The organism is Hymenobacter sp. PAMC 26628 (genome assembly GCF_001562275.1).
Taxonomy (GTDB): Bacteria; Bacteroidota; Bacteroidia; order Cytophagales; family Hymenobacteraceae; genus Hymenobacter.
This window is the reverse complement of sequence record NZ_CP014304.1, coordinates 994,533-1,015,627: the sequence shown is the minus strand read 5'-3', so window position 1 is coordinate 1,015,627 and position 21,095 is coordinate 994,533. Positions and strand designations below refer to the sequence as shown.

Annotated in this window: 21 protein-coding genes; 10 read left to right on the top strand and 11 right to left on the bottom strand. The window is 63.6% G+C overall.

Features of this window, described 5'->3' with window-relative positions; genetic code table 11:
* Positions 1 to 48 precede the first annotated feature (48 nt).
* Together arsM and AXW84_RS04775 are read left to right on the top strand one after the other, a co-directional pair.
* Positions 49 to 1,017, top strand: a complete 969-nt coding sequence (gene arsM / locus AXW84_RS04780; protein ID WP_068229424.1) for an arsenosugar biosynthesis arsenite methyltransferase ArsM — start codon at positions 49 to 51, stop codon at positions 1,015 to 1,017.
* 141 nt (positions 1,018 to 1,158) lie between these two features.
* On the top strand, positions 1,159 to 1,779 hold the full coding sequence (locus tag AXW84_RS04775; protein ID WP_236943246.1) for a DUF6134 family protein: 621 nt from the start codon (positions 1,159 to 1,161) through the stop codon (positions 1,777 to 1,779).
* Positions 1,780 to 1,822: 43 nt separating this feature from the next.
* Here the strand turns inward: AXW84_RS04775 and AXW84_RS04770 are convergent, their stop codons facing one another.
* From AXW84_RS04770 to AXW84_RS04750, 5 genes are all read right to left on the bottom strand, one after another.
* Positions 1,823 to 2,353, bottom strand: a complete 531-nt coding sequence (locus AXW84_RS04770) for a rhodanese-like domain-containing protein (RefSeq protein ID WP_068229421.1) — start codon at positions 2,351 to 2,353, stop codon at positions 1,823 to 1,825.
* 37 nt (positions 2,354 to 2,390) lie between these two features.
* Positions 2,391 to 3,845 (bottom strand): cellulose synthase family protein, encoded by a 1,455-nt coding sequence (locus tag AXW84_RS04765; RefSeq protein ID WP_068229418.1) that lies wholly within the window; start codon positions 3,843 to 3,845, stop codon positions 2,391 to 2,393.
* Between the two features lie 172 nt (positions 3,846 to 4,017).
* On the bottom strand, positions 4,018 to 4,599 hold the full coding sequence (locus AXW84_RS04760; protein ID WP_068229415.1) for a class I SAM-dependent methyltransferase: 582 nt from the start codon (positions 4,597 to 4,599) through the stop codon (positions 4,018 to 4,020).
* Positions 4,600 to 4,686: 87 nt separating this feature from the next.
* Positions 4,687 to 6,039 (bottom strand): 4Fe-4S binding protein, encoded by a 1,353-nt coding sequence (locus AXW84_RS04755; RefSeq protein WP_082773701.1) that lies wholly within the window; start codon positions 6,037 to 6,039, stop codon positions 4,687 to 4,689.
* Between the two features lie 171 nt (positions 6,040 to 6,210).
* Positions 6,211 to 7,542 carry an NAD(P)/FAD-dependent oxidoreductase gene (locus tag AXW84_RS04750; protein ID WP_068229412.1) on the bottom strand — a complete coding sequence of 444 codons (1,332 nt, stop codon included), beginning with the start codon at positions 7,540 to 7,542 and terminating at the stop codon, positions 6,211 to 6,213.
* A gap of 174 nt (positions 7,543 to 7,716) precedes the next feature.
* Here AXW84_RS04750 and AXW84_RS04745 point away from each other — a divergent pair, with 174 nt between their 5' ends.
* The 7 genes from AXW84_RS04745 (at position 7,717) to AXW84_RS04715 (ending at position 12,821) form a co-directional block, all read left to right on the top strand.
* Entirely contained in the window at positions 7,717 to 8,067 is a 351-nt protein-coding gene (locus AXW84_RS04745; RefSeq protein ID WP_068229409.1) for an ArsR/SmtB family transcription factor, read from the top strand.
* A 33-nt stretch (positions 8,068 to 8,100) separates the two neighbouring features.
* Complete coding sequence (locus tag AXW84_RS04740; RefSeq protein WP_068229406.1) at positions 8,101 to 8,559, top strand: DUF6428 family protein; 459 nt, start codon at positions 8,101 to 8,103, stop codon at positions 8,557 to 8,559.
* A 34-nt stretch (positions 8,560 to 8,593) separates the two neighbouring features.
* Positions 8,594 to 9,517, top strand: coding sequence for a GNAT family N-acetyltransferase (locus tag AXW84_RS26360; protein WP_335339483.1), 924 nt, complete (start codon positions 8,594 to 8,596; stop codon positions 9,515 to 9,517).
* Positions 9,518 to 9,718: 201 nt separating this feature from the next.
* Positions 9,719 to 10,225 carry an NAD(P)-binding domain-containing protein gene (locus AXW84_RS26355; RefSeq protein WP_335339482.1) on the top strand — a complete coding sequence of 169 codons (507 nt, stop codon included), beginning with the start codon at positions 9,719 to 9,721 and terminating at the stop codon, positions 10,223 to 10,225.
* The gene (locus AXW84_RS26350; RefSeq protein ID WP_335339481.1) at positions 10,147 to 10,569 is read left to right on the top strand and encodes a monooxygenase; all 423 of its coding nucleotides are present in this window, start codon (positions 10,147 to 10,149) and stop codon (positions 10,567 to 10,569) included. Before AXW84_RS26355 ends, AXW84_RS26350 begins: the two co-directional genes overlap by 79 nt.
* Positions 10,570 to 10,685: 116 nt before the next feature.
* Positions 10,686 to 11,378, top strand: a complete 693-nt coding sequence (locus AXW84_RS04720) for a glycosyltransferase family 2 protein (protein WP_068238917.1) — start codon at positions 10,686 to 10,688, stop codon at positions 11,376 to 11,378.
* A gap of 123 nt (positions 11,379 to 11,501) precedes the next feature.
* On the top strand, positions 11,502 to 12,821 hold the full coding sequence (locus AXW84_RS04715) for a hypothetical protein (RefSeq protein ID WP_068229404.1): 1,320 nt from the start codon (positions 11,502 to 11,504) through the stop codon (positions 12,819 to 12,821).
* A gap of 65 nt (positions 12,822 to 12,886) precedes the next feature.
* Here the strand turns inward: AXW84_RS04715 and AXW84_RS04710 are convergent, their stop codons facing one another.
* The 4 genes from AXW84_RS04710 to AXW84_RS04695 form a co-directional block, all read right to left on the bottom strand.
* Complete coding sequence (locus tag AXW84_RS04710) at positions 12,887 to 13,516, bottom strand: TIGR04282 family arsenosugar biosynthesis glycosyltransferase (RefSeq protein WP_068229402.1); 630 nt, start codon at positions 13,514 to 13,516, stop codon at positions 12,887 to 12,889.
* Between the two features lie 66 nt (positions 13,517 to 13,582).
* Positions 13,583 to 14,248, bottom strand: a complete 666-nt coding sequence (locus AXW84_RS04705; protein ID WP_082773621.1) for an IS630 family transposase — start codon at positions 14,246 to 14,248, stop codon at positions 13,583 to 13,585.
* Positions 14,239 to 14,706, bottom strand: a complete 468-nt coding sequence (locus tag AXW84_RS04700) for a helix-turn-helix domain-containing protein (RefSeq protein WP_068227630.1) — start codon at positions 14,704 to 14,706, stop codon at positions 14,239 to 14,241. The genes AXW84_RS04705 and AXW84_RS04700 overlap by 10 nt, the downstream gene beginning before the upstream one ends.
* Positions 14,707 to 14,748: 42 nt before the next feature.
* The gene (locus AXW84_RS04695; RefSeq protein WP_068229398.1) at positions 14,749 to 15,450 is read right to left on the bottom strand and encodes a TIGR04283 family arsenosugar biosynthesis glycosyltransferase; all 702 of its coding nucleotides are present in this window, start codon (positions 15,448 to 15,450) and stop codon (positions 14,749 to 14,751) included.
* A 171-nt stretch (positions 15,451 to 15,621) separates the two neighbouring features.
* Between AXW84_RS04695 and AXW84_RS04690 the strand changes: the two genes are divergently transcribed.
* Positions 15,622 to 16,500 (top strand): sterol desaturase family protein, encoded by an 879-nt coding sequence (locus tag AXW84_RS04690; protein ID WP_157886817.1) that lies wholly within the window; start codon positions 15,622 to 15,624, stop codon positions 16,498 to 16,500.
* A 247-nt stretch (positions 16,501 to 16,747) separates the two neighbouring features.
* Here the strand turns inward: AXW84_RS04690 and AXW84_RS25710 are convergent, their stop codons facing one another.
* Both AXW84_RS25710 and AXW84_RS04680 read right to left on the bottom strand, forming a co-directional pair.
* Positions 16,748 to 18,892, bottom strand: coding sequence for a T9SS type A sorting domain-containing protein (locus tag AXW84_RS25710; RefSeq protein ID WP_236943245.1), 2,145 nt, complete (start codon positions 18,890 to 18,892; stop codon positions 16,748 to 16,750).
* A gap of 206 nt (positions 18,893 to 19,098) precedes the next feature.
* The gene (locus AXW84_RS04680; RefSeq protein WP_068238914.1) at positions 19,099 to 20,988 is read right to left on the bottom strand and encodes a M1 family metallopeptidase; all 1,890 of its coding nucleotides are present in this window, start codon (positions 20,986 to 20,988) and stop codon (positions 19,099 to 19,101) included.
* Positions 20,989 to 21,095: the final 107 nt, after the last annotated feature.

Genomic DNA, 21,095 nt, shown 5'->3' with positions numbered 1-21,095 from the left:
CCCACCCCCGCCGTAATATTGCCCTGATTATCCCCCCAAAATCTTGAGATGAGCTACTTAGATACCACTGCCGACGTGTACCGCCAGGCGGCCCAGGAGCCCCAGGTGGGCCTTTGCTGCACCACCAACCCCGTGTGGCAGCTGCCTGGCCTCAGCATTCCGCAGCGGATGCTGAGCATGAACTACGGCTGCGGCAGCACCGTGAACCCGCGCGACCTCACCAACTCGCCCACCGTGCTCTACGTGGGCGTGGGCGGCGGCATGGAGCTGCTTCAGTTCGCGTACTTCAGCCGCCGGCCGGGCGCCGTAATCGGCGTGGACGTGGTGAACGAGATGCTCGACGCTTCGCGCGACAACATGCAAACGGCTGAGGAGCAGAATGCTTGGTTTAAAAGCGATTTTATTGACCTGCGCGCCGGCGACGCCCTGCACCTGCCCGTGGACGACAAGAGCGTGGACGTGGCCGCCCAAAACTGCCTGTTTAACATCTTCAAGCTCGACGACCTCAAGCGCGCCCTCCAGGAAACCTACCGCGTGCTCAAGCCCCACGGCCGCCTCGTGATGTCGGACCCCACCTGCGAGCAGCCCATGAGCGACGAGCTGCGCGCCGACGAGCGCCTGCGGGCCCTGTGCCTCACCGGCTCGCTGCCCTTGCAACAGTACCTGGATATGATTGCCGAGGTCGGCTTCGGCACCATCGAGGTGCGGGCCAAGCGCGCCTACCGCGTGCTCTCGCCCCAACACTACGCCACCGATGAGGTTATTTTCATTGAGAGCGTCGAAGTCTGCGCCATCAAGGACCCGATGCCGGCCGATGGGCCCTGCATTTTCACGGGCCGTACCGCCATCTTCTACGGCGGCGACGAGTACTTCGACGACCACAAAGGCCACGTGCTCATGCAGAACCAGCCGCTGGCCGTGTGCGATAAAACCGCTGGCAACCTAGCCGCCTTGGGCCGCGACGATATATTCATTTCGCCCTCCACCTACCACTACGACGGCGGCGGTTGCTGCTAATGCGTGGGTAGTAATTAGCTCAAAAAGAACGTCATGCTGAGCGTAGCCGAAGCATCTCTACCGCAGCAGTAGTAATTACTTGCGCGATAGAGACGTTTCGGCTACGCTCAGCATGACGTTCTTTTAGGTAACATCTTGTCAATGATGAGGTTGCCCACCCTGTTTTTCCTTAGCTCCTTACCCCTGCTGGCGGCGGCCCAGGGCCCCAAAGCCGCGGTGGCTGAGGTGCGGCGCTACGGCATTGAGGTGGCGGGCCTGCGGGTGGGCACGATGACGGCCACGCGCCAGGCCCCGGTGGGCGCCGACGTGACCTACGCGCTGGTGAGCGACGTGAAGGTGAATTTCCTCTTCTACCACCTCAAGATTTACTACCAGGTAACCAATCACTTCCGCAGCGGCCAACTACTGCTCTCGACGGTGGAGGCGCACACCAACCAGGGCGATTTTTCGTCGCGGGCCGAGTGGAAGGGTGACCACTACGACATCGTGGCCGACCAGTACAAGCACCACTACCGGGCCACCGAAACCCAGCCCATCCGCTACGCCGTCACCAACATGTTTTTTGGCGAGCCGCCAGCGGGGCAGGCGCGGGCTTTTGCCGAGTATTTCGGCGACTACTTTGCCCTGAGCCGAGGCCAGAACGGCGCTTGGCACGCCCTGCGCGATGGGCGCGAAGACGAGTACCAGTATGCTAACAGCCAGTTGATTACAATTATCAAAAAGAACCCGCTCAAGAATTTTATTATTCGGCTGGAGAAGTAGCTAGTAGCGCAGTAGCGCGAAATTTGTAGTTCGCGCTACTGCGCTACTGGTACACCTTTTGGCCGCGCTGAAGCCAAATGCCCCAGGTGGGCGAGTAGGCGTGGACGCGGGTGGTGGGCTGGTCGTGACCCGTGACGATGGGCTGGCCTTCGTTGACCCACTCGAAGAGGCCGCCGTAGAGGTTGCGCACGTGCGTGTAGCCAGCTTGCTGGAGCCGGGCCCCTATGTTTTCACTGCGCACGCCCACCGAGCAGTACACCACGATGGGCGTATTCTTGGGCAAGTCCTGCACCTTGGCCAGGGAAAAATCGTCGTAGCCAACCTCCCGCGCCCCACGCAAGTGGCTGACGGCGAACTCCGCGGGCGGGCGCGTGTCGAGCAGCACCGGAGCCGGCTGGCTTCTGAGCTGCGCCACGCTCACGTAAGGCACCGACTGCTTCAGCAGGCCGTTGAGCATGGCCGAATAGAGCTTATTGGTGGTGGGTGGGGCGTCGGTTTGGCGGCTGTAGTAGGCGGCCGCTAGGCCCGCCAGCAGCCCGCCGCTCAGCCACCGTACCCAGGAGGAAGTAGTCATGCCCACAAGTACGCAGGCGCGGCCCCCGGCGGTTGCCCTACCCTCGCCGCTCGCGCCAGGCGTAGCCCGTGAGGGCCCCAAAACCCACCACCAGCAACCCGTGAAACGACAGCAGGCCGTAGCTGCGGTAATAAAAATCGGCCGCCAGCCCGCCCAGAAAATACACCGTCAGCAGCCCTTCGCCGGTTGGCAGCGGGCCAGCGGGGGGCCGGCGGGGATGAGGGACCGGGGCCCCAGCGGTGGGGCCCATGCCCAGCTTGGGCGTGCGCACGAAGGGCGAGGCGCGCCGCAGCAGGCCCTGCCCTACGGCCCGCGCGTTGTGCAGCGCCAGGCCCATCGACAACGAAATGAACAGCCCAAACGTGGGCGCAAACCAGCGCCCGGCCGCCGGCCCGGCCCGCCGCCAGGCCACGTAGTAGTAATAGACCAGCGGCAGCAGCGTAAACACAAAAATCGACGCCAGCCGAAAAACCGGCTCCAGCTCGGGCCGGTGCGCCCGCACCAGCACCAGCGGCACGCTTAGCAGCGCCATCAGCAAAATGACGGCAAATACGGAGCTGTTCAGCAAGTGAAACGTGGCGTGCAGCTTGGTGGCCAGCGGCAGGGCCGGCGCGCGCCACACCCGGCCGAGGTGCTTGCGGGCGGTTTCGGCGGCGCCCTTGTTCCAGCGGTGCTGCTGCGACTTGAGGGCCCCCAGGTGGGCGGGTAGCTCGGCGGGCGCCACCACCCCGGGCAGGTACCGGAAGCGCCAGCCGCGCAGCTGGGCGCGGTAGCTCAGGTCGAGGTCTTCGGTGAGGGTATCGGCCTGCCAACCACCGGCGTCTTCGATGCAGGTGCGCCGCCACACGCCGCCCGTGCCGTTGAAGTTGAGGAAGTGCCCGCCCACCTGCCGGCCCACCTGCTCCACCAGAAAGTGCGCGTTCAGCCCAAAGGCTTGCAGGCGCGTGAGCAGCGAGTCGTTTTCGTTGAGGTGGCCCCAGCGGGTTTGTACCATGCCGATTTCGGGGCCGGTGAAATGCGGGATAACCCGGCGCAGAAAATCGGGCTCCGGAATGAAATCGGCGTCGAAAATGGCGATGAACTCGCCGTCGGTTTCGGCCAGGCCGTGGGCCAGGGCCCCGGCTTTGTAGCCCTGGCGGGTGGGCCGCCGCACGTGGCTGATACGCGTGCCGCGCGCCCGGTGGTGGGCCACGCGGGCGGCGGCTACGGCCACGCTTGCATCGGTCGAGTCGTCGAGCACCTGGATGTGAAGGCAGCCGGCGGGGTAGTCGAGCGCCGCCGCCGCGTCGATGATGCGGGCCACCACGGGCAACTCATTGTACACCGGCAGCTGCACCGTGACGCGCGGCCACGCCAGCGGCGTGGGCGGCGCGGGCAGTGCGGGGGCCCGGCGCGCCAGCCGCGTAAGCCGCCACTGCGTGAGGCTGAAACCCAGCATAAATACCAGGCAGCCGCCGTAGAGGACGACCAGCCCGGTTTCAAGAAACAGCATAGAAGGGAGGCTGAGGAGGCTTGCCGCCGGGCGTGCGTCCTATAAAGGGGGTTACTAAATAAATGGGGGAAACCTCCGAGTCGAGCTTAGCGCAGTTTTAATTTGTGTCTTAATATCTTGTTAAACAGCAAATTAATAATACAACTGATTAGCACACTTCTGTAGGCATTCGTTAATTTTTAACGGTATTAAAATAGTGGTTTCCTCCTTCGTCTTCAAATTCCTCCAGCAGCGACAATCCTGCGGTAGCCAAGACCTCTTTGTACTTGGCTGTTCCAAGTGATAGGGACTGTTGTCCGGTCATAACGTCTTTCCACTCGGCGTTTTGAGAAGGGGCCGTGAACAGTAATTTTCCGCCGGTCCGCAAAGCGGTAGCTGCCTTTTGGATGACGAGTACTTGTGATTCCTTCGACAGCAAAAACAGTAGCCCCCACGCAACAATTGCGTCAAATCCGAGATTGAAAAAGGAGGAATCCTCCACTGATTCGCAGGCGATGGGACTACTGGGAAAGTTTTTCTGGAAAGCGTTGACCAAAGTAGGCGAGGCGTCAATTCCGTAAACCGTCATGCCTTCCTCAATCAACGTCTTGGAAATCGGGACACCCGTTCCGCAGCCAATGTCTAGCACCGTGGACCCGGACGAAAGGGTGCGCACCCAATCCCGGACGGAAGATGTACCGGCGCCATTGACCGCGCAACCGCGGCCTTTGATAAAAACGGTCGCTACGCTTTCATAACCGGCTGATTTGTTCATTGCTATTGCTTTACAAGCTGTTAACCCAAATGATAGCTTGCCTGTGTGCCCGCGCCGGAGGTTTTGCCCTATTTGTTCAACAACACCCTACAAAATTCGCAACGAATCGGCGTGGATGAACGTGGAAGCCGCCAGTCGGCCCTCGCGCGGGCCGTTCTCCAGGTTGAGCACGCCGCGGGGGCAGGCGGTGGCGCAGAGGCCGCAGCCCACGCAGGCGGCCCGCACGATGGGCTCACCGCGCTGAGCGTACTGCTTCACGTCGATGCCCATTTCGCAGGCGTTGGAGCAGTTGCCGCACGAGATGCACTGCCCGCCGTTGGTGCTGATGCGGAAACGGGAAAAGTGTTTTTGCAGCAGGCCCAGGTAGGCGGCCATGGGGCAGCCAAAGCGGCACCACACCCTGCTGCCCATGAGCGGATAAAAGCCCACGCCCACAATGCCCGAAAACACGCTGCCAATGACGAAGCCGTAGAACTGCCCCAGGGGCCCCGTGACCACGCCCAGCGCCGGCACCGCCCCCGAGGCCCCCACCCACAGCAGCCCCGTGAGTAGGATTATCAGCCCCAGAATGGGGTAGATGAGGCGCACTTCCCAGCGCCAGGCCTGGCGGCTTTTGTCGGAGAGGTGGCGGTAAGCATCGCCGGCGGTTTCGGCCAGGCCACCGCAGCCGCACACCCAGGCGCAGTACCAGCGCTTGCCTAAGAAATACGTGAGCACCGGCGTGGCCAGAAACGACATTACTACCCCCCAGAAAACCATAAACGCGCCCAGCCCGCCGCCGTGCAGCAGCTGCGCTACTGTGCCGGGAAACAGGTAGTCGTACTTCAGCGGCCAGAAATACGAGAAGTAATACTCGGGCTTTTGCAGAGCCAGCAGCAGCCCCGGCAGCAAAAATCCAAAGCCCAGCTGGAAGAACATCACCGACGCGGTGCGCGCCAGGTGGTAGCGCGAAAACCGATATTTCCACAGGCCCCGGCCGCCCAGCACCAGCACCGCCAGCGTGTAAAACGTGCCGTAGAGAAACCACTGGTCGGCCGGCCGGTGGCGCAGCCACTGGCTGAAGGGGTCGAGGGCCCTAATGAGGTTTTCGAGCAGCCACGGAAACCAGTACAGCACCACGTAAAAGCCCGTGAGGGCCACGCCCGTGGCCCAAGCCACAGCCCCCCGGCTAGTGCTGGCCCGCCGCCATAAGTCGTGCGGGTGCCAGCCGGGGGGCCGCTGCCCAAACGCCAGCCAGGCCCAGCCCAGGGCCCCACCGCTCACCAGCGCCAGGGCCAGGCACAGGCTGAGCCGGGCGCGGCCGGGGTCGGCATCGGCGGCAGCGGCCAGCAGCGCCAGCAGGCCCAGGGCCACCGCCGCCAGGGGCAGCTTTTCGCCGGCCGGCACGGCAGCCGGCGGCGGTTGGGCCAGGGCCAGCGAGGGCGCGGTAAGGTCTTGCATATTTTTTTTACAAATACTTATTAGTGAACATTATACTAACGACAGAAAGCATCCTTACTGCTTCGTTTACTAGCGCTGACGAAGCGGCAGAGAGGCTTCCAGCCGTCGGCATGACGTTCTTTTGAAGATTTTTCTTGGCGGTCAGCCTGGCGTTCTGCTTGGTTATATTCGCTACTTCAACAGCCCGAACAGCCCCTTACGGCGCGGCTTCGCCACCGCAATGCTCGGAAACTGCCGCGCAAACGCGCGCCGGATGGCTGCTTCGTGTTGCCGGGCAAACTCGGGGTCAAAATTGGCCGCTGCCAGTTGCGCCAGCACAGTGCCGATGGGCGTTTTTTCGCGCAACCAGTGCTCCCACACGTCCTGGCGCTGGCGTAGGCCGAGGGCATTTACGCCCGTCACAGCCTGGTCTTTTTCCTGAAAGTTGAGGCGCAGCAGGTGCCGGCCATTTGGGTGCTGCCAGCAGAAGCTGGCGATGCCGGCCGTGGGCCGAGCAGGCACCCGCCCGTAAGTCTGGTATTCGAGGTTGAAAAACTTGGCCGAGTTGAACCACTCGCCGCGCCGGTAGGGCGTGGGCTGGCCGCAGAGGGTGTGGGCCACGGTTTCGCCCTGCATCCGGCCGGTGTACCAGAGCTGCTCCACGGCTACCTCGCCAGGGGCAGGCTGGCGGTGCTGGGCGCAGTCGCCGGCCGCGTACACGCCCGGCGCACTGGTTTCGAGCAGCTCGTTGACCAGGATGCCGCGGTCGGTGTCAAGGCCGGCGGCTTTAGCCAAAGCCAGGTTGGGCTGCACGCCGGTGGCTAGCCCTACCCACTCGGCGGGCAGCTCCTGGCCAGTAGTCGTGACCACGGCCCGCACTTGGCCCTGGACGTTACCCAGCAACTCGCGCACCTCACTATTAAGCTGTAAATCAATGTTGTATTTTCTGAAGTACGCCTCTAGCAGGGCCGATTCTTCGGGGGGTAGCACCGACTGCCAGTAGCGCCCTTCACGCACCAGCCAGGTGACGTGGATGCCGCGCGAGTGCAGCATTTCGGCCAATTCTACGCCGATGAGGCCGCCGCCCACCACCACAGCGCGGCGGATGCCCTGGGTGTTGCGGCTCATGGTTTCCAAATCGGGCAGGCCGTAAAATCCTTGCACGCCGGCTAGCTGCTGGCCGGGCCAGTCGGGGATGCGCGGTACCGAGCCGGTGGCCAGCAGCAGCCGGTCGTATGCTAGGTGCGGGCCGGTGGCCAGCTGCACGGTGCGGGCAGCGACATCGACGCCAGTAGCTTCGGTCTGCACCAGCTCCAGGTGGTTTTCGGCCCAAAACCAATCGGCATAGGGCTTCACGTCAGCGTAGCGCAAGTGGCCTAAGTACAAGTACATGAGCGCGGGGCGTGAATAATGGTGCGCACTCTCGGCCCCCATCAGCGTGATGCGGGCCGCTGGCGCCAGCCGCCGCGCCGTAATGGCCGCCGTGACGCCCGCAATGCCGTTGCCAATGATAACGAGGTGCATAGAAAGCAAATAACGCCCAAACCGCCGGGTTAAGCACCTACGCACCTGCCCTGCCAGTGGGTTTAGGGCCCTCAAATAGTATCGTTTCCAACATAACGTAAAATTACGACATATTATGACGTATATTTGCGTCATAGTTACAGGGATGATTACCAGCCGTCGCTTTTCTACGCCATGACCTACGCCAAAACCACCGCCTTCACCGCCCAGCAACAGCAGCTGGCGCGCGTGGCCAAAGCCCTGGCCCACCCGGCGCGAGTGGCCATCATCCAGTTACTGGCCAGCAAGCAAACCTGCATTTCGGGCGATATCGCGGCTGAGTTGCCGCTCTCGCGCACCACCGTTTCGCAGCACTTGCAGGAGCTTAAGGCGCTGGATTTGATACGCGGCGAAATCGACGGGCTCACCGTCTGCTACTGCCTTAATATGGAGCTGTTGCGGCAGGTGCGGCAGCAGTTCATGACTTTTTTTGACGAGGCCACGGCGGGCAACGTGTGCGGCTACGGCGCGGACTGCGCCTGCTAAGCGTTTGTTTTTTCAATTCTTATCATTTTACTCATGAAACTATCCGAAATGCAGCAGGCCCTGGCGGGCCTTGCCGCCGTCAGCTTCCGCCTGCCCGATGGCACGGCGCTCCCGGCGCACTTCCACGTGACGGAGGTGGGCCTGGTAACCAAGCACTTCATCGACTGCGGCGGCGTGGAGCGCCGCGAAACCGTGGCCAACTTCCAGCTCTGGGAAGCCGGCGACTACGACCACCGGCTGGCCCCGCAGAAATTTCTACACATCCTCCAGCTCTCGGCGCGCATTTTGGGGCCCCAGGACCTGGACATTGAGGTGGAGTACCAGCAAGCCACCATCGGCAAATTTGGCCTGGCCTTCGACGGGCGCGACTTCTGGCTTACACCTAAGCAAACGGCTTGCCTGGCCCAAGATGCCTGCGGCATTCCCAACGCAGCCTTTGCACTGCCGCAGCTGTCGGTAGCCGGCTGCATGCCGGGCGGGGGCTGCTGCTAAGCAGTTGGCAATAAATGCATTAACAGTCTTTTCTATGCAGATAGGTGCTTTCACCGCTGCCCACTGGCCGGCCGCCCGCGCCATTTACGAAGCCGGTATTGCCACTGGGCAGGCCACGTTCACGACCGAGGCCCCGCCCTGGACTGACTGGGACGCCAGCCACCTGCCGCACAGCCGCTTGGTAGCCCTGGGCGCAGCGGACCTAGTGCTGGGCTGGGCGGCGCTGTCGCCCGTGTCGAGCCGCTGCGTGTACGAGGGCGTGGCGGAAGTAAGCATCTACGTGGCGGCCGAGGCGCGGGGCCAGGGCGTGGGCCGGCAGCTACTAGGCGCGCTGGTGCGCAGCGCCGAAACCCAGGGCCTGTGGACGCTGCAAGCCGGCATTTTTCCGGAGAACGCGGCCAGCCTGGCGCTGCACACGGCCCACGGCTTTCGGCTGGTGGGCCGGCGCGAGCGTATTGCCCAGCTGGCCGGCGTGTGGCGCGACACCCTGCTGCTGGAGCGCCGCAGCCCCACGGTAGGTATCCCTAGACCCATGAAGACCAACATCCTGGTGCTGTGCACCGGCAACTCGTGCCGCAGCCAGCTGCTGCACGGCTACCTCCAGCAATTGCTGGGCGACCGCGCCACCATGTACTCGGCCGGCATCGAAACCCACGGCCTCAACCCCCGCGCCGTGCGCGTGATGGCTGAAGACGGCGTGGACATCAGCCACCATACCAGCAACCACGTGGACGAGTACGCCGCCGTGCCGTTCGATTATGTGCTCACGGTGTGCGACCACGCCCACGAGGCCTGCCCAGTGTTTCCCTCGTCGGCCCAAAAGCTGCACCACAACTTCCCCGACCCTGCCAAAGCCACCGGCACCGGCGACGAAATTATGCAGCAGTTTCGGGCCGTGCGCGACGAGGTGAAGGCCTACGCCCACAGCTTTGTGCAGGCCCACTTTGGAGCCAACTAGCCGCTTAATGGTTTCGCAAACGGTTGATGTATTGGTGATTGGCACGGGGCAAAACGGGCTGGCCGTGGGCTACTGCGCCGGGCGGGCTACTCATTTGCCCTGCTCGACGACCAGCCGCAGCCCGGTGGTGCGTAGCCCCACGGCTGGGATGCACCGCACCTGTTTTCGCCGGCCGAGGCCAACTCGCTGCCCGGCTGGCCCATGCCTCGCCCGGCCCCCGGCGGTCCCGAGTTTCCGCCCCGCGACGCGGTAGTAGCATATCTCACTGACTACGAGCGCCGCTACGCCCTGCCCGTGCACCGGCCGATGCGCGTGGCGGCGGTGGCTCGCGCCGGGGCCAGCTTCGTGGTGGCCACCAATCAGGGCCCCTGGCGGGCGCGGGCCGTGGTGGCGGCCACTGGCTCGTGGGGCCAGCCTTTTCTGCCCGAATACGCGGGCCGGGAGCTGTTTGGCGGCAAGCAACTGCACTCGGCGCAGTACCGCCAGGCAGGGGCCTTTGCCGGGCAGCGCGTGCTGGTGGTAGGTGGCGGCAACTCGGGGGCCCAAATTCTGGCCGATGTGTCGCGGGTGGCCCGCACTACTTGGGCCACCGAGCGCCCCACGTGCTGCCCGACGACGTGGATGGCCGCGTGCTTTTTGACCAGGCTACCCAGCGCTACCGGGCCGGCACTATCACCACCCCGCCCCCCAGCCTCGGCGACGTGGTGATGGTGCCCGAGGTGCGGGCGGCCCGCGCGCGCTGCGTGCTGCACAGCGTGCGCCCACCGGCGCGCTTCACCGCCACCGGTGTGGTCTGGCCCGATGGCCGGGCCGAAGCGTTCGACGCCGTTATCTGGTGCACGGGCTTCCGGCCGGTGCTGGGCTTTTTGGGTGGGCTCGGGCTGGTGGGGCCCGACGGGCGCGTGGCCACGGCCGGCACCCGCGCCCTGGCGCTGCCGGGGCTTTGGCTGGTGGGCTATGGCAGCTGGACGGGCTTTGCCTCGGCTACGCTCATTGGGGTGGGCCGCTCGGCCCGCGCCACGGTGGAGGAAATCAACGTCTTTCTGGGATAAGCAATTGTCAGACAGGTTTTTTTGAGAAGCAACTGCTGCGTCCCAACCAGGGCCCCGGCGCGCTACCCGCTTTCTTTGCGGCTCTCCTTGTGCCCTACTTACTCTTGACTGCCTCCTTGCCCCGCATTGCCGTGCTCATTCCGGCCCACAACGAGGAGAAATCCATTGCCTTGGTATTGAGCGAAATACCCGCTGGGCTGGTGCAGGAAGTAGTGGTGGTAGACAATGCCTCAACCGATGCCACCGCCGCCGCCGCCCGCGCCGCCGGGGCCACCGTGGTGGCCGAGCCACGCCCCGGCTACGGCCAGGCCTGCCTAGCCGGGCTGGCCTACTACGCTGCCCAGCCCGCCGGCCGAATCCCGGAAATCATTGTGTTTCTGGACGGCGACCACTCCGATTTTCCCGAGGAAATGCCTGCCCTGCTGGCCCCCATCCTCAGCGGTTCGGCCGAGCTCGTGATTGGCTCACGGGCGCTGGGCCAGCGCGAGCGCGGCGCGCTGCTGCCCCAGCAGCGTTTCGGTAACTGGCTAGCTGCCCGTTTGTTGCGCCTGCGCTACGGCGGTGCCCACACCGACCTGGGGCCCTTCCGCGCCGTGCGGGCCGACGCACTGGCTCGCATCGGCATGGTGGACACCAACTACGGCTGGACGGTGGAAATGCAGGTGAAAGCTGCTCGCCTGGGCCTGCGCGTGGCCGAGGTACCGGTGCGCTACCGCCGCCGCATTGGCGTAAGCAAGGTGTCGGGCACGGTGCGCGGCACCATCGGGGCGGGCTACAAAATATTATGGACGATTTTTAAGTACTGGTAGCCTAACGCATCATGGGGTTGCTACTGAAATCACGTCATGCTTCGCGGCGTTCAGCGTGGCCGTTTTTTTCGCTCACCTACTTTACTCCACTGCTCTTAATTGACCACCCCGGCTCATCCTCATTTGCTCCGCGCCACCCAATTTCTCGCGCTGCTGCTGAGCGGCGCGGCTTACTGGGGCCTGGCCTACGCTACGCCGCGGGCACAGTTTGGGCAACTGGTGGGATTGTTTGCGGGGGCGGGCGTGGCCTATGCGTGGCTGCTGCACACGCGGCTGCCGCTGCGCTGGGGGCTGGGTGCGGCGCTGGTGTTTAGGCTGCTGTGGCTGCCGGCCACCCCGGCGCTGAGCGACGACTTTTACCGCTTCCGCTGGGACGGCCTGCTGGCCAGCCACAGCTACAACCCCTTCGCCGAAACGCCCCGGCAACTGCTGCGGCACCCACCCGCCGACTCAGCTGCCCTGCCCCTGGCCGAGCTGCGCCGCTTGCTGCCGCGCCTCAACTCTCCCGATTACTTCTCGGTGTATCCGCCCGTGGCCCAGGGCCTGTACCGGGCCGCCGCCGCGGCCTGTCCCACGTCCGAAACCGGCTTCCTGGTAGTGGTGCGCCTGGCACTGCTGCTGGCCGACGCGGTGGCGGCGGCGCTATTGCTGTGGTTGCTGCCCCTGGCGGGCTGGCCTGCGCGCCGCGCCCTGGCCTACCTACTGCACCCGCTGGCTGTAGTGGAGGTGGCCGGCAACGTGCATATGGAGGGGGTAGTAGTGTGCTTTTTGCTGCTGACCGGGGCGCTGCTGGTGCGCCGCCGCACCCGGCTGGCCGCCGGGGCCCTGGCCCTGGCCGTGGCCACCAAGCTGCTGCCGCTGCTGGCGCTGCCGCTGCTGGCCCGGCAACTGGGGCGGCGGCGCTTCCGGTGGTTTTTGGCGGTGCTGGCGGGCAGCTTAGGGCTGCTGTTCCTGCCTTATTTATCGTGGAACTTGCTGCTGCACATTGGCCTCAGCCTCGACTTGTATTTTCAGAGCTTCGAGTTCAACGCCAGCGTGTTCTACCTCTTGTTGGGCCTGGGCAAGTGGCTGACGGGCTTCGACCTGGTAGGCGGCCTGGGGCCCCTGTTGGGGCTGGCTGCGGCGTACCTGGCCTTTTGGCTGGCACGGCGGGCGGGGCGGCCCCGGCTGGCAGCAGTGCCGCAGCTGCTGCTGCTCACGCTCAGCGGCTATTTTGCGCTGGCCACCATTGTGCACCCTTGGTACTTGGTGCCGCTGGTGGCGCTCAGCTGCTTTTCGCCGCTGCGCTACGCCCGGGTATGGGCCGGGCTGGCGGTACTTTCCTACGCGGCCTACCGCACAAATACCTACACCGAAAGTGGCCTGCTACTCACCCTCGAATACGGCGGCGTGCTGGCCTGGGCTGCCTGGGAGGTGGTAATTGGTGAGTTGATGAGCGAGTGAACCGGTGAGTGAGTTCGAAAGAGCACCATGGTGACCGCACGGAAGCAACTCGCTCACCAATTTGCTCATTCGCTCATTCGCCAAATGGCCAGGTCCTCGGCCGAGTCAACGTCGTGCAGGGTGGGTAGCTGGGCCACGCGCAGGCCCAGGCGGGCAGCATCGGCCAGGGTGTCGGGCAGCACGGTGGCAGTGCTCCAGTCCTTGTTAGCAAATAAATCAGGCTCCAGCTTATTCATTCCCAGCAGGTAATAGCCGCCATCGGCGGCGGGGCCCAACACCACATCGTGCGTCAGCAGCAGCTCGAAGGCCTGCCGCAGCAGTTCGGCGCTTAGGCTAGGGCAGTCGGTGCCGATGATAGCGGCCCGGCCTGCACCCGCCTCAAACGCTGCACCGAATGCGTGGGCCATGCGCGCGCCCAGCAATTCGGCGGGCGGCTGCACGCGCCAGGGCAGGCCGGGCCACTCGGGCCGGGGCTGGGTGGAGTCGAAAGGCAGGGCGGGGGCCTCGGCCAGCCACACGGTAGCGGGCACTTGCGCGGCGGCCACGGCCTGGGCTGTGAGGGCCAGCAGTTGGCGGTAAGTTGCCAGCGCTGCCTCGGCCCCGATGCCGGCGGCGAGGCGGGTTTTTACGCGGCCCAGCACTGGCTCGCGGGCAAAAATGAGCAGGTGCGCGGGCAGAGCGGCGGCAGAATTCATGCAAAAAACGGGCTTTGTGGCAAACAGCCGGCAAGCTACGGCCCGCCACCCGCTAGTAGGTCAAATCTAGCCGGTTGTCGGGTACAACCGTTTGAGTTTGATGCGGGCCTTCTCGGTTGTAAACTGCCAGTTGGTGGGTGCCCCCAGTTGGTTGCGCGCTAGTTGCCAAGCGTAGCAGTGCGCTTCCAGCGTCGGCCGGTCGGGCACGCGCTGCGGCAGGCCGTGGGTGAGCAGGGCGGCAAACTCGATTTCAGCCATGTTGAGCCACGAGCCATGCTTGGGGGTGAACACAAATTCCACGCGCTGCAACAGGGCGTGCGCCCGTACCGGGTCAAAAATCTCGTAAAAAGCGGCGGGCTGGTGCGCCGACAAATTGTCGAGCACCAGCGTCACGCGCGTCGCTTGGGCGTAGTCCTCCTCCAGCAGGCGGGCTACCGCCCGGGCAAACGTGAGTCGGTCATGGCGGTCTTCGACCTGCACCCGGCGGCGACCGGCCAGCGGCTCGTGCAGCATATACACCTGGGCCACGCCCTGGCGGTGGTACTCGCAGTCGTAGCGGGTGCTGCCATCGGGCAGCGGGAGTGGCACGCGGCTTTCGCGTAGTAATTGCTTGGGCGACTCATCCAGGCACACGACTGGCTGGGCTGGGTCGTACGGGCGTTGGTAGACGTCAAGCACCCGTTCCATGGCGCAGACGAAGGCCGCGTTCTGAGCGGGTGGAATCACCCACATCTGTCGCTTCCAGGGCTGTAACGCATTTTTTTTAGTACCCGCCCCACCATCGCCGGGCTGGCCTCGGGCAGCACCTGCAGCGTGACCAGGTGAGCGGCCAACAAGCGCAATGTCCAGTGGGCGTACCCTTCGGGCGGGGTGGAGCAGGCCGCCGCGGCCAGGTGCGCCTCCACCTCCCCGGTGTACTTACTGGCCGGCCACTGCTGGCGGGGCTGCCCCAGCAGGGCGGCCTCCACGCCCGCCTCGCAGGCGCGTTGGCGCAGGCGCTCCAGGGTGCGCGTACTCACGCCGTAGGCTTGGCTAGTCTGGGTGTCGCTCCAGTTCAAGCCGTTTGTAGCTACGGCCAACAGGCACTGAGCCCGCACAAGCCGGGCGCTGGCCACGCGCCGCTGCTGCACGAGTTCCGTTAGCGAGGCCTGTTCTTCGGCCCTCAGCGCTAAGACATAATACTTCGCCATTTGTCAGGTCATTTTACCCGACAAGATACTAGATTTATCCTACTAGAGCTTGCCCTGCCGGATAAGCCGCCGGTACAGCCGTACCAAGTGGCGCTGGGGCACGCCCAGGTAGTAAAGCCCCACGAGCAGGGCAAAAATTGCCTGCAAGCGCAACACCCCATTAGCTAGGTACTTACGCGCCGAAGTAGTCACCGCCCGGGGCAATACCTTGAAAGCCCCTAGGGCCCGCAGCCGCGCCACAATTTCCTGGTCTTCCATGAGGAGCAAGTCTTCGCGGTAGCCACCGACTTGCGCAAACAGCTCCCGGCGCACGAACAGGCTTTGGTCACCAAACCGCACGGCCGTGAACGGCAGGCGCGTGCACCACGCGCTGAATCGCAAGAACCAGTGCCCATTGTCAAACGCCAGCCGGTAGCAGCCCGCCGCGTAGCCCGCCTCCACGGCCCGCCGCAGCTCACCCAAAAAACCGGGCGGCGGGTACGAGTCGGCGTGCAAAAAATATAACAGCTCGCCCCGCGCCCGCTGCGCCCCGTAGTTGAGCTGGGCGGCACGCCCCCGGTGCGGGCTGTGCAGCACGGTAGCCCCGGCCTGCCGGGCCACGGCCACCGTGCCGTCGGTACTGCCGCCGTCTACTACCAGAATTTCGAGCGTGGGCTCGCCTGGCGCGGGTTGGCGCAGGTAGGGCAGCAGGGCCCCCAGGGTATCGGCCTCGTTATGGGCTGGAATTATGATACTAACTACCAAGCAAAGCCAGGTTATTGCGTAATGACTAAGAAAGTGCCGCGCCGGCTTTTCCTACGCAGCGCAGCCTAGCCGGTACCGGCCGCCGGCGCGCTGCTGCCAACTCTTCAGCAACCGTCCGCGCCCGGCGGTGGTTATAGGGGCGCGGGTTTCTCACTTATTTCGTTGTTTGCCGTGGCTATTTTGCCTCTTGCCCATCCCCTACTCAAGCGCTTCGACCGCTGGGCCGCTCCGGTACTAGCGGTGGTGGGCGTGGCCGTGCTGCTGCTCGAAACCCGCTACCCGTTGCGCCGCCGCACCCGCCCGCGCTCCGAGCGCTGGCTGCGCAACGTGCTGCTGGCCGCGCCCTCGCTGCCCGCCATGCGCCTCACGTTGCTGCCCGCCGTGGTGGGCCTGGCGCAGCTGGCAGCTCCGCACCGCTCAGCCCAACTGCTGGCCAACTTGCCCGCGCCCCTGCGCACCACCGCCGAGCTGCTGCTGCTTGATTACCTGGCCTATACCTGGCACCGGCTGTTGCACTCGCCGCTGCTGTGGCGCCTGCACCGCGTGCACCACTCCGACCTCGACATGGACCTGACCACGGCCTGGCGCTTTCACTTTGGCGAGATGCTGGCCAGCGTCCCATACCGGGCCGGGCTGCCGGCGCTGCTGGGCGTGCGCCCCGCCACGGCCCTGGGCTATGAGGTGGTATTCGAAGCTTGTACCGCCGTGCAGCACAGCAACTGGCGGCTGCCGCTGGCTGCCGAGCGCCGCTTGGTGCCGCTGCTCGTAACGCCACGCGCCCACGGCATCCACCACTCGGTGGTGCGCGCCGAAACGCAGAGCAATTTCGGCGTAGTGCTCAGCATTTGGGACCGCCTGCACCGTACCCTGCGCCTCAACGTGCCGCAGCGCGCCCTTACCATTGGCGTACCCGCCTACCCCGACCCAGCCACCCAAACCGTAGCCCACCTACTGGCCCTACCCTTAGCTCCGCTAGAGCCCTGGGCCCGCCCCGATGGCATAGTGCCCGCGCGCGCGCGCGACCATTTTGCCCCTTACACTGGCCCCTGACGGCCACGCCTGCTAGCGGCCGGGCACCGGCCCGAGCAGGGCCCCATTAGGTGAAAAAAGCCTTGCCGGAGTGGGTAACAAATGTCCATTATATCCCTCAGCATCCTCAACAGCGCTGCCGCCCGAAGCCAGCTTGCACGAGGCTTGTTTTCCTTGCTGGCTAGCCTTGGGCGAGGGCTAATCTACGAACGCACTTTCCCCAGGCTTATCTCTGCTTGATCGTAAGGTTGGCGTCTCCTCCATGCCCCTAGCGACCAACTCCGTTCTTAATAACCCGATACTGGACCCGGCCTTGCGCACCGACAACCTCCAAATGATAAATACCGGGGCTCAAGCTGTTCAAGCTAAGGGTGTTGAGACTAGCAACGGCCGTTCCTGTTAGGACTGGCCGTCCCAGCACATTGAGCACTCGGTAAGTATCGCCGGCCATGGCGTAAAAGTTGAGCTGGTCGTAAGCAGGGTTGGGAAACACACCGGCCGCTACCGGGCCCGCTTGCACCGCCACCACTGGCGAATACGTGCTGGTATTATCAATATTGACTTGGCGCAATCGATAGTACAGCAAGCTGTTATTATGCATCGCCTCGTGCAACCAAGCATACTCCTGAACCGAAGTGCTGTGGCCCTGGCCCGAGAGCTTCTTTAGAACAGTAAATGCTTGCCCGTCAAGGCTGTGCTGAATCTCAAAATGACTGTTATTGCGCTCGGTGGCCGTGGCCCAGCGCAGCCGCACCCCAGCCGCCTCCCGCCGGGCCGTGAAACTGGTGAGGCTGACGGGCAGTGGGTTGTTGCCGGGGCCCGCAGTGGCCTCCGTGCTGGCCAGCACAAAATCGCTAAACGAAGTAAACGCCACCGCGGACGCGATGCTGCCGATTGGGGCCCCCGAGCCCGTACCGCCCAAGTCGAGCCAGTTACCGGCGTTGTCGCTTTTGGCAATGCGCAGCTTGGCGGGCGCATCCACTTTGTCATCAGCATCATAGTTGAGCGTGATGGTGCCTTGCTTAAAATTAGCTGCCCCGCTATTGGTCACGTTCACGTATCGCACGGCCGATACCCGTTGTAGGCTGCCCGCCGCCGTGGGCATGGCCCGCACCGCGGGGGCCTGGTTGAACTGTTGGGCCGTGTAGGTAGTGGCGGTGGCATCCGTTTGCTCGGCCCGAAGCACGAGCGGGCGGTAGGCCGCGCCGCTGCCAATCGGGAAGGATAAGTCGGTAGCCGTGTTGGCCGTGGCCAGCACCCAGCTCAGCGGGCCGTTCACGAAGCTAGTGGCGCTGCCACCGGACGTGGTGGCCTGGGGCCCCAAGGTCAGGCTGTTAGCCGCGGTGGTGGTCAGCAGGCCCTGGGTCAAAGCCAGGTTGGCATTGATTTGTAGCGGGCGTTGCAGTGTGAGGCCGGCGGCGTTGTTCAGCGTCACACTGACGAGGGAGCCCATGGTTATAGTGCCCGTGCCGGCAATCCTTTGGGCAGCGCTGCCGATGATATTAAGCGTACTTGCTTGGGGGGCATTGGCGTTGTTGGTATCAACGGCGGGCAGCGTCATATTGCCGCCGTTCAGCACAATGTTGCCCAGCAACTCTATGTTTTGGACGTTGAAAGGGTGCGTGCCAGCCGTAATGGTCAAGTCATTTACTATTCTCAACGTGCCCGCTGCGAACGTAGCTACCGGCGAGGTCCGGTTGGCAGTGATCAATACGTGGCCAAAGGCGCGGTTGCTCACGCCAAGCGTGCCCGATGTTGCCGAAAACACGAACGTACTACCCGGATCAAACGAAGCCATGGACCACGTTTTGCCCCCAAACGCAGTGCCGCCGCTCAACTGCTCGAAGGTGGCACCGCTGCGAAATATTGCCGAGCCCGCCCCCGCCGACAGCTCGCCAAAAGGGAAACCAATAAATTTTGAGCCGCCCAGCAAATAGCTGCCGCTCAGAAACTCGATAGCCCCGGGCGTACTGGAAAGCAGTTGGTGCCCGCTGCCACTAGTGCCCAAGCCCGACAGTTCAATGCGACCGGCAATGCTGGCTTTCACGTTTGGGGCCAGTTGCACCTTTAGCGCGGCGCTGCTCAAGGTGCCCACAATTTGCACCTTTGCCCCCGCCCCTACCTGGAACCCAATGGCGGGCAGCACGGCCCCAATGTCCAGCGTCCGCGGGCCATCGTTGTTCAGCGTTACCTGTGCCCCGTTAGTAAAACTCAGCTGACCAACCGTTTGGGCAGTAGCAAAATCGAGGGTGACGCTGGTAGTAGGCGTCTGGGCCCCGTCAAATACTAAAACGTCGTTGGCGGCTGGGGTAGTGCGGGCCGGGTTCCAATTGCTGCCGTCGGCCCAACTGCTGCTGCCGTTATTGGGCTGCCAAGTGTATCGCGCTTGCCCGAAGCCATTGAAACAAACCAAGAGCAGCCATAAAGCTGCAAAGACTTTCTTAAGCGCAAGCGGGAGTGACTGCTGCGTAAACGTAAAAATCATATAAATCCATAATTTGAGGGCTAAAGATACTTCCAAATTAATTGCATGAATTATTCATCAAGAGTTAATTATTGCAACTGTTAAGCTGAAAATAAAACCTCAATCAGGAGATAAGTCAATCTTAGATTAATACCCTATCCAGCTGCTTCCCACACGTTGTCTTTGGGAAAGCTATCCGGCACGTAAAGGCTGCCGAGCACGATTTTTTTGATTGTCTTTTTGCTGGATACGGGCACGGCTACGGTCCGGGCCCCGGCTTGCCACACGGCAATGGTGCGGTGGATTTTCTGGGTGGTACCGTCGGCGAAGGTCATGAGCAGGTCGATGGGCACGGGCTTGGTGCCCTTGGCTTCGATGGTTATTTCGGTGCCGCTGGGGCCCTGGGCCACGCGGGCAATGGCTAGGTCGGGGTAGCCGTCGTCGAAAAACCAGCGCTGCCAGAACCAGTTCAGGTTTTGGCCCGCGCCGGCGTTCATCGAGTTGAAGAAATCGTGGGGCATGGGGTGCTTGCCGTGCCAGTTGCGGATGTAGGTGTGCAGGGCCCGGGTGAATAGCTCGTCGCCGAGCAAGTCCTTCACAAACAGGTAGCCCAGTCCGGGCTTGGGGTACGAGTTCAGGAAAAATGCTTGATCGGTTTGCTGGCTGCTGAGCGTGACGATGGGCGGGTCGGCCTCGGTACCGGCGGCGGCGTTGTAAGGCTGCATCCCGTAGGAATCAACCAAATTTGGGTCAATTATGCTGGAAATCAGCCACTCGCCAATGGTGGCCCAGCCCTCGTCCATCCAGCCGTACTTGGTTTCGTTGATGCCCAGGTAGAACGGGAACATCGTGTGGAAAATCTCGTGGTCGGTGAGGGTAATGGCCTCGGCGCGGGTGGCGCTGGGGTTGTCGTTCACCATCATGGGGTACTCCATCTGGTCGCGGCCGTCGAACACCGTTTCGTGGGCGTAGGGGAAGGGCCACTTCGGGAAGGTGTAGCTCATGGCCAGCACCGTGCGGCGGGCAATGTCCATCACGCCCTTGTAGTCGCGGTGCTGGGGCGAGTACACGGCGTCGACGCGGGTGCGGCGCTGGGTTTTGGGGTCCACCACGGGGCTGCTGGCCTGCCATACGTAGTGGTCGGCGGTGGCAAACACAAAGTCCGGCACGTCGCGGGCCTCGAAGCGCCAGGCGTTTTGGGCGTCGGGGTTGGTGACATCGCGGCGGCGCACGTCGGTGCTGTCGATGATGGTCGTCACGCCCTCGCTTTGCTCGGCGCGGTGCAGGCGGTCGATGTACTTCTTGGCCAGCACCTCGCCGGGGTTCACAAGGTTGCCGGTGGCCCAGACAACGTAGTTGCGCGGCACGGTGATGGAGGCCTTGAAGGTGCAGAAATCGTTGTAGAACTCGGCCACGCCGGTGTAGGGCCAGCGGTTCCAGCCGTCGAGGTCGTCGTACACGGCGATGCGGGGGAAGAAATAGGCCACGAAGGCCGCCCCCGGCTCCACTTCGCCAGTGCGGTTGTGCGAGCCCTGGTTGAGCGTGTAGGCGTAGGTAATGGCCACCGTCAGGCTTTGCCGCGGCAGCAGCGGGGCCCCCAGCGGCACCACCATATTGGTGGCGTCAATGGCTAGCTGGCGCACGTCGAGGCGCTGGCCGTTGAGGACCAGTTGCTGGATTTGCACGCCGTCGCCGACGTCTTCCGGCGCGATGCGATTCACGCGCGGGGCCCCTTTTTGGTACAGGTTGGGGTAGAGCTTGAACCAGATTTGGTGCAGCGTGTCGGGGCTATTGTTTTGGTACACGATATCTACCGTACCCGAAAGCCAGCGCGACGATGGGTTGTATTCCACGTCGATGTCGTAGGCGGCTGTATTCTGCCAATACTTGGGGCCCGGGGCCCCGGTTTCGGCGCGGGTACCGCGGGCGTAAGCGGCTTGCAGGTTGCGCGCAATGGGCAACGCGGGCTGGGCCTGGCCGGCCAGCGCCAGCGAAACCAACAGCCCGGCCAGCAAGGCTCTACGAAAAAGAAACAGGGTCTTCAAGCGGCAAAAAAACGCGAGGTAACGAAAGCAAAACATACGCAAAGCAAGGCGGTGGAACCCGAAAAATGGTTTTTTATCCCGTTCCCGTGCAACACCCGGCCCATTTT

What these genes read in the sequence shown, in the direction of transcription:
- AXW84_RS04710 (WP_068229402.1), bottom strand. Translation starts at nt 13,516, where the DNA reads ATGAATTCTGCCGCCGCTCTGCCCGCGCACCTGCTCATTTTTGCCCGC.
- arsM (WP_068229424.1), top strand. Translation starts at nt 49, where the DNA reads ATGAGCTACTTAGATACCACTGCCGACGTGTACCGCCAGGCGGCCCAG.
- AXW84_RS26360 (WP_335339483.1), top strand. Translation starts at nt 8,594, where the DNA reads ATGCAGATAGGTGCTTTCACCGCTGCCCACTGGCCGGCCGCCCGCGCC.
- AXW84_RS04765 (WP_068229418.1), bottom strand. Translation starts at nt 3,845, where the DNA reads ATGCTGTTTCTTGAAACCGGGCTGGTCGTCCTCTACGGCGGCTGCCTG.
- AXW84_RS04770 (WP_068229421.1), bottom strand. Translation starts at nt 2,353, where the DNA reads ATGACTACTTCCTCCTGGGTACGGTGGCTGAGCGGCGGGCTGCTGGCG.
- AXW84_RS04775 (WP_236943246.1), top strand. Translation starts at nt 1,159, where the DNA reads ATGATGAGGTTGCCCACCCTGTTTTTCCTTAGCTCCTTACCCCTGCTG.
- AXW84_RS26355 (WP_335339482.1), top strand. Translation starts at nt 9,719, where the DNA reads ATGCCTCGCCCGGCCCCCGGCGGTCCCGAGTTTCCGCCCCGCGACGCG.
- AXW84_RS04755 (WP_082773701.1), bottom strand. Translation starts at nt 6,039, where the DNA reads ATGCAAGACCTTACCGCGCCCTCGCTGGCCCTGGCCCAACCGCCGCCG.
- AXW84_RS04700 (WP_068227630.1), bottom strand. Translation starts at nt 14,706, where the DNA reads ATGGCGAAGTATTATGTCTTAGCGCTGAGGGCCGAAGAACAGGCCTCG.
- AXW84_RS04760 (WP_068229415.1), bottom strand. Translation starts at nt 4,599, where the DNA reads ATGAACAAATCAGCCGGTTATGAAAGCGTAGCGACCGTTTTTATCAAA.
- AXW84_RS04705 (WP_082773621.1), bottom strand. Translation starts at nt 14,248, where the DNA reads ATGTGGGTGATTCCACCCGCTCAGAACGCGGCCTTCGTCTGCGCCATG.
- AXW84_RS04750 (WP_068229412.1), bottom strand. Translation starts at nt 7,542, where the DNA reads ATGCACCTCGTTATCATTGGCAACGGCATTGCGGGCGTCACGGCGGCC.
- AXW84_RS04745 (WP_068229409.1), top strand. Translation starts at nt 7,717, where the DNA reads ATGACCTACGCCAAAACCACCGCCTTCACCGCCCAGCAACAGCAGCTG.
- AXW84_RS04740 (WP_068229406.1), top strand. Translation starts at nt 8,101, where the DNA reads ATGAAACTATCCGAAATGCAGCAGGCCCTGGCGGGCCTTGCCGCCGTC.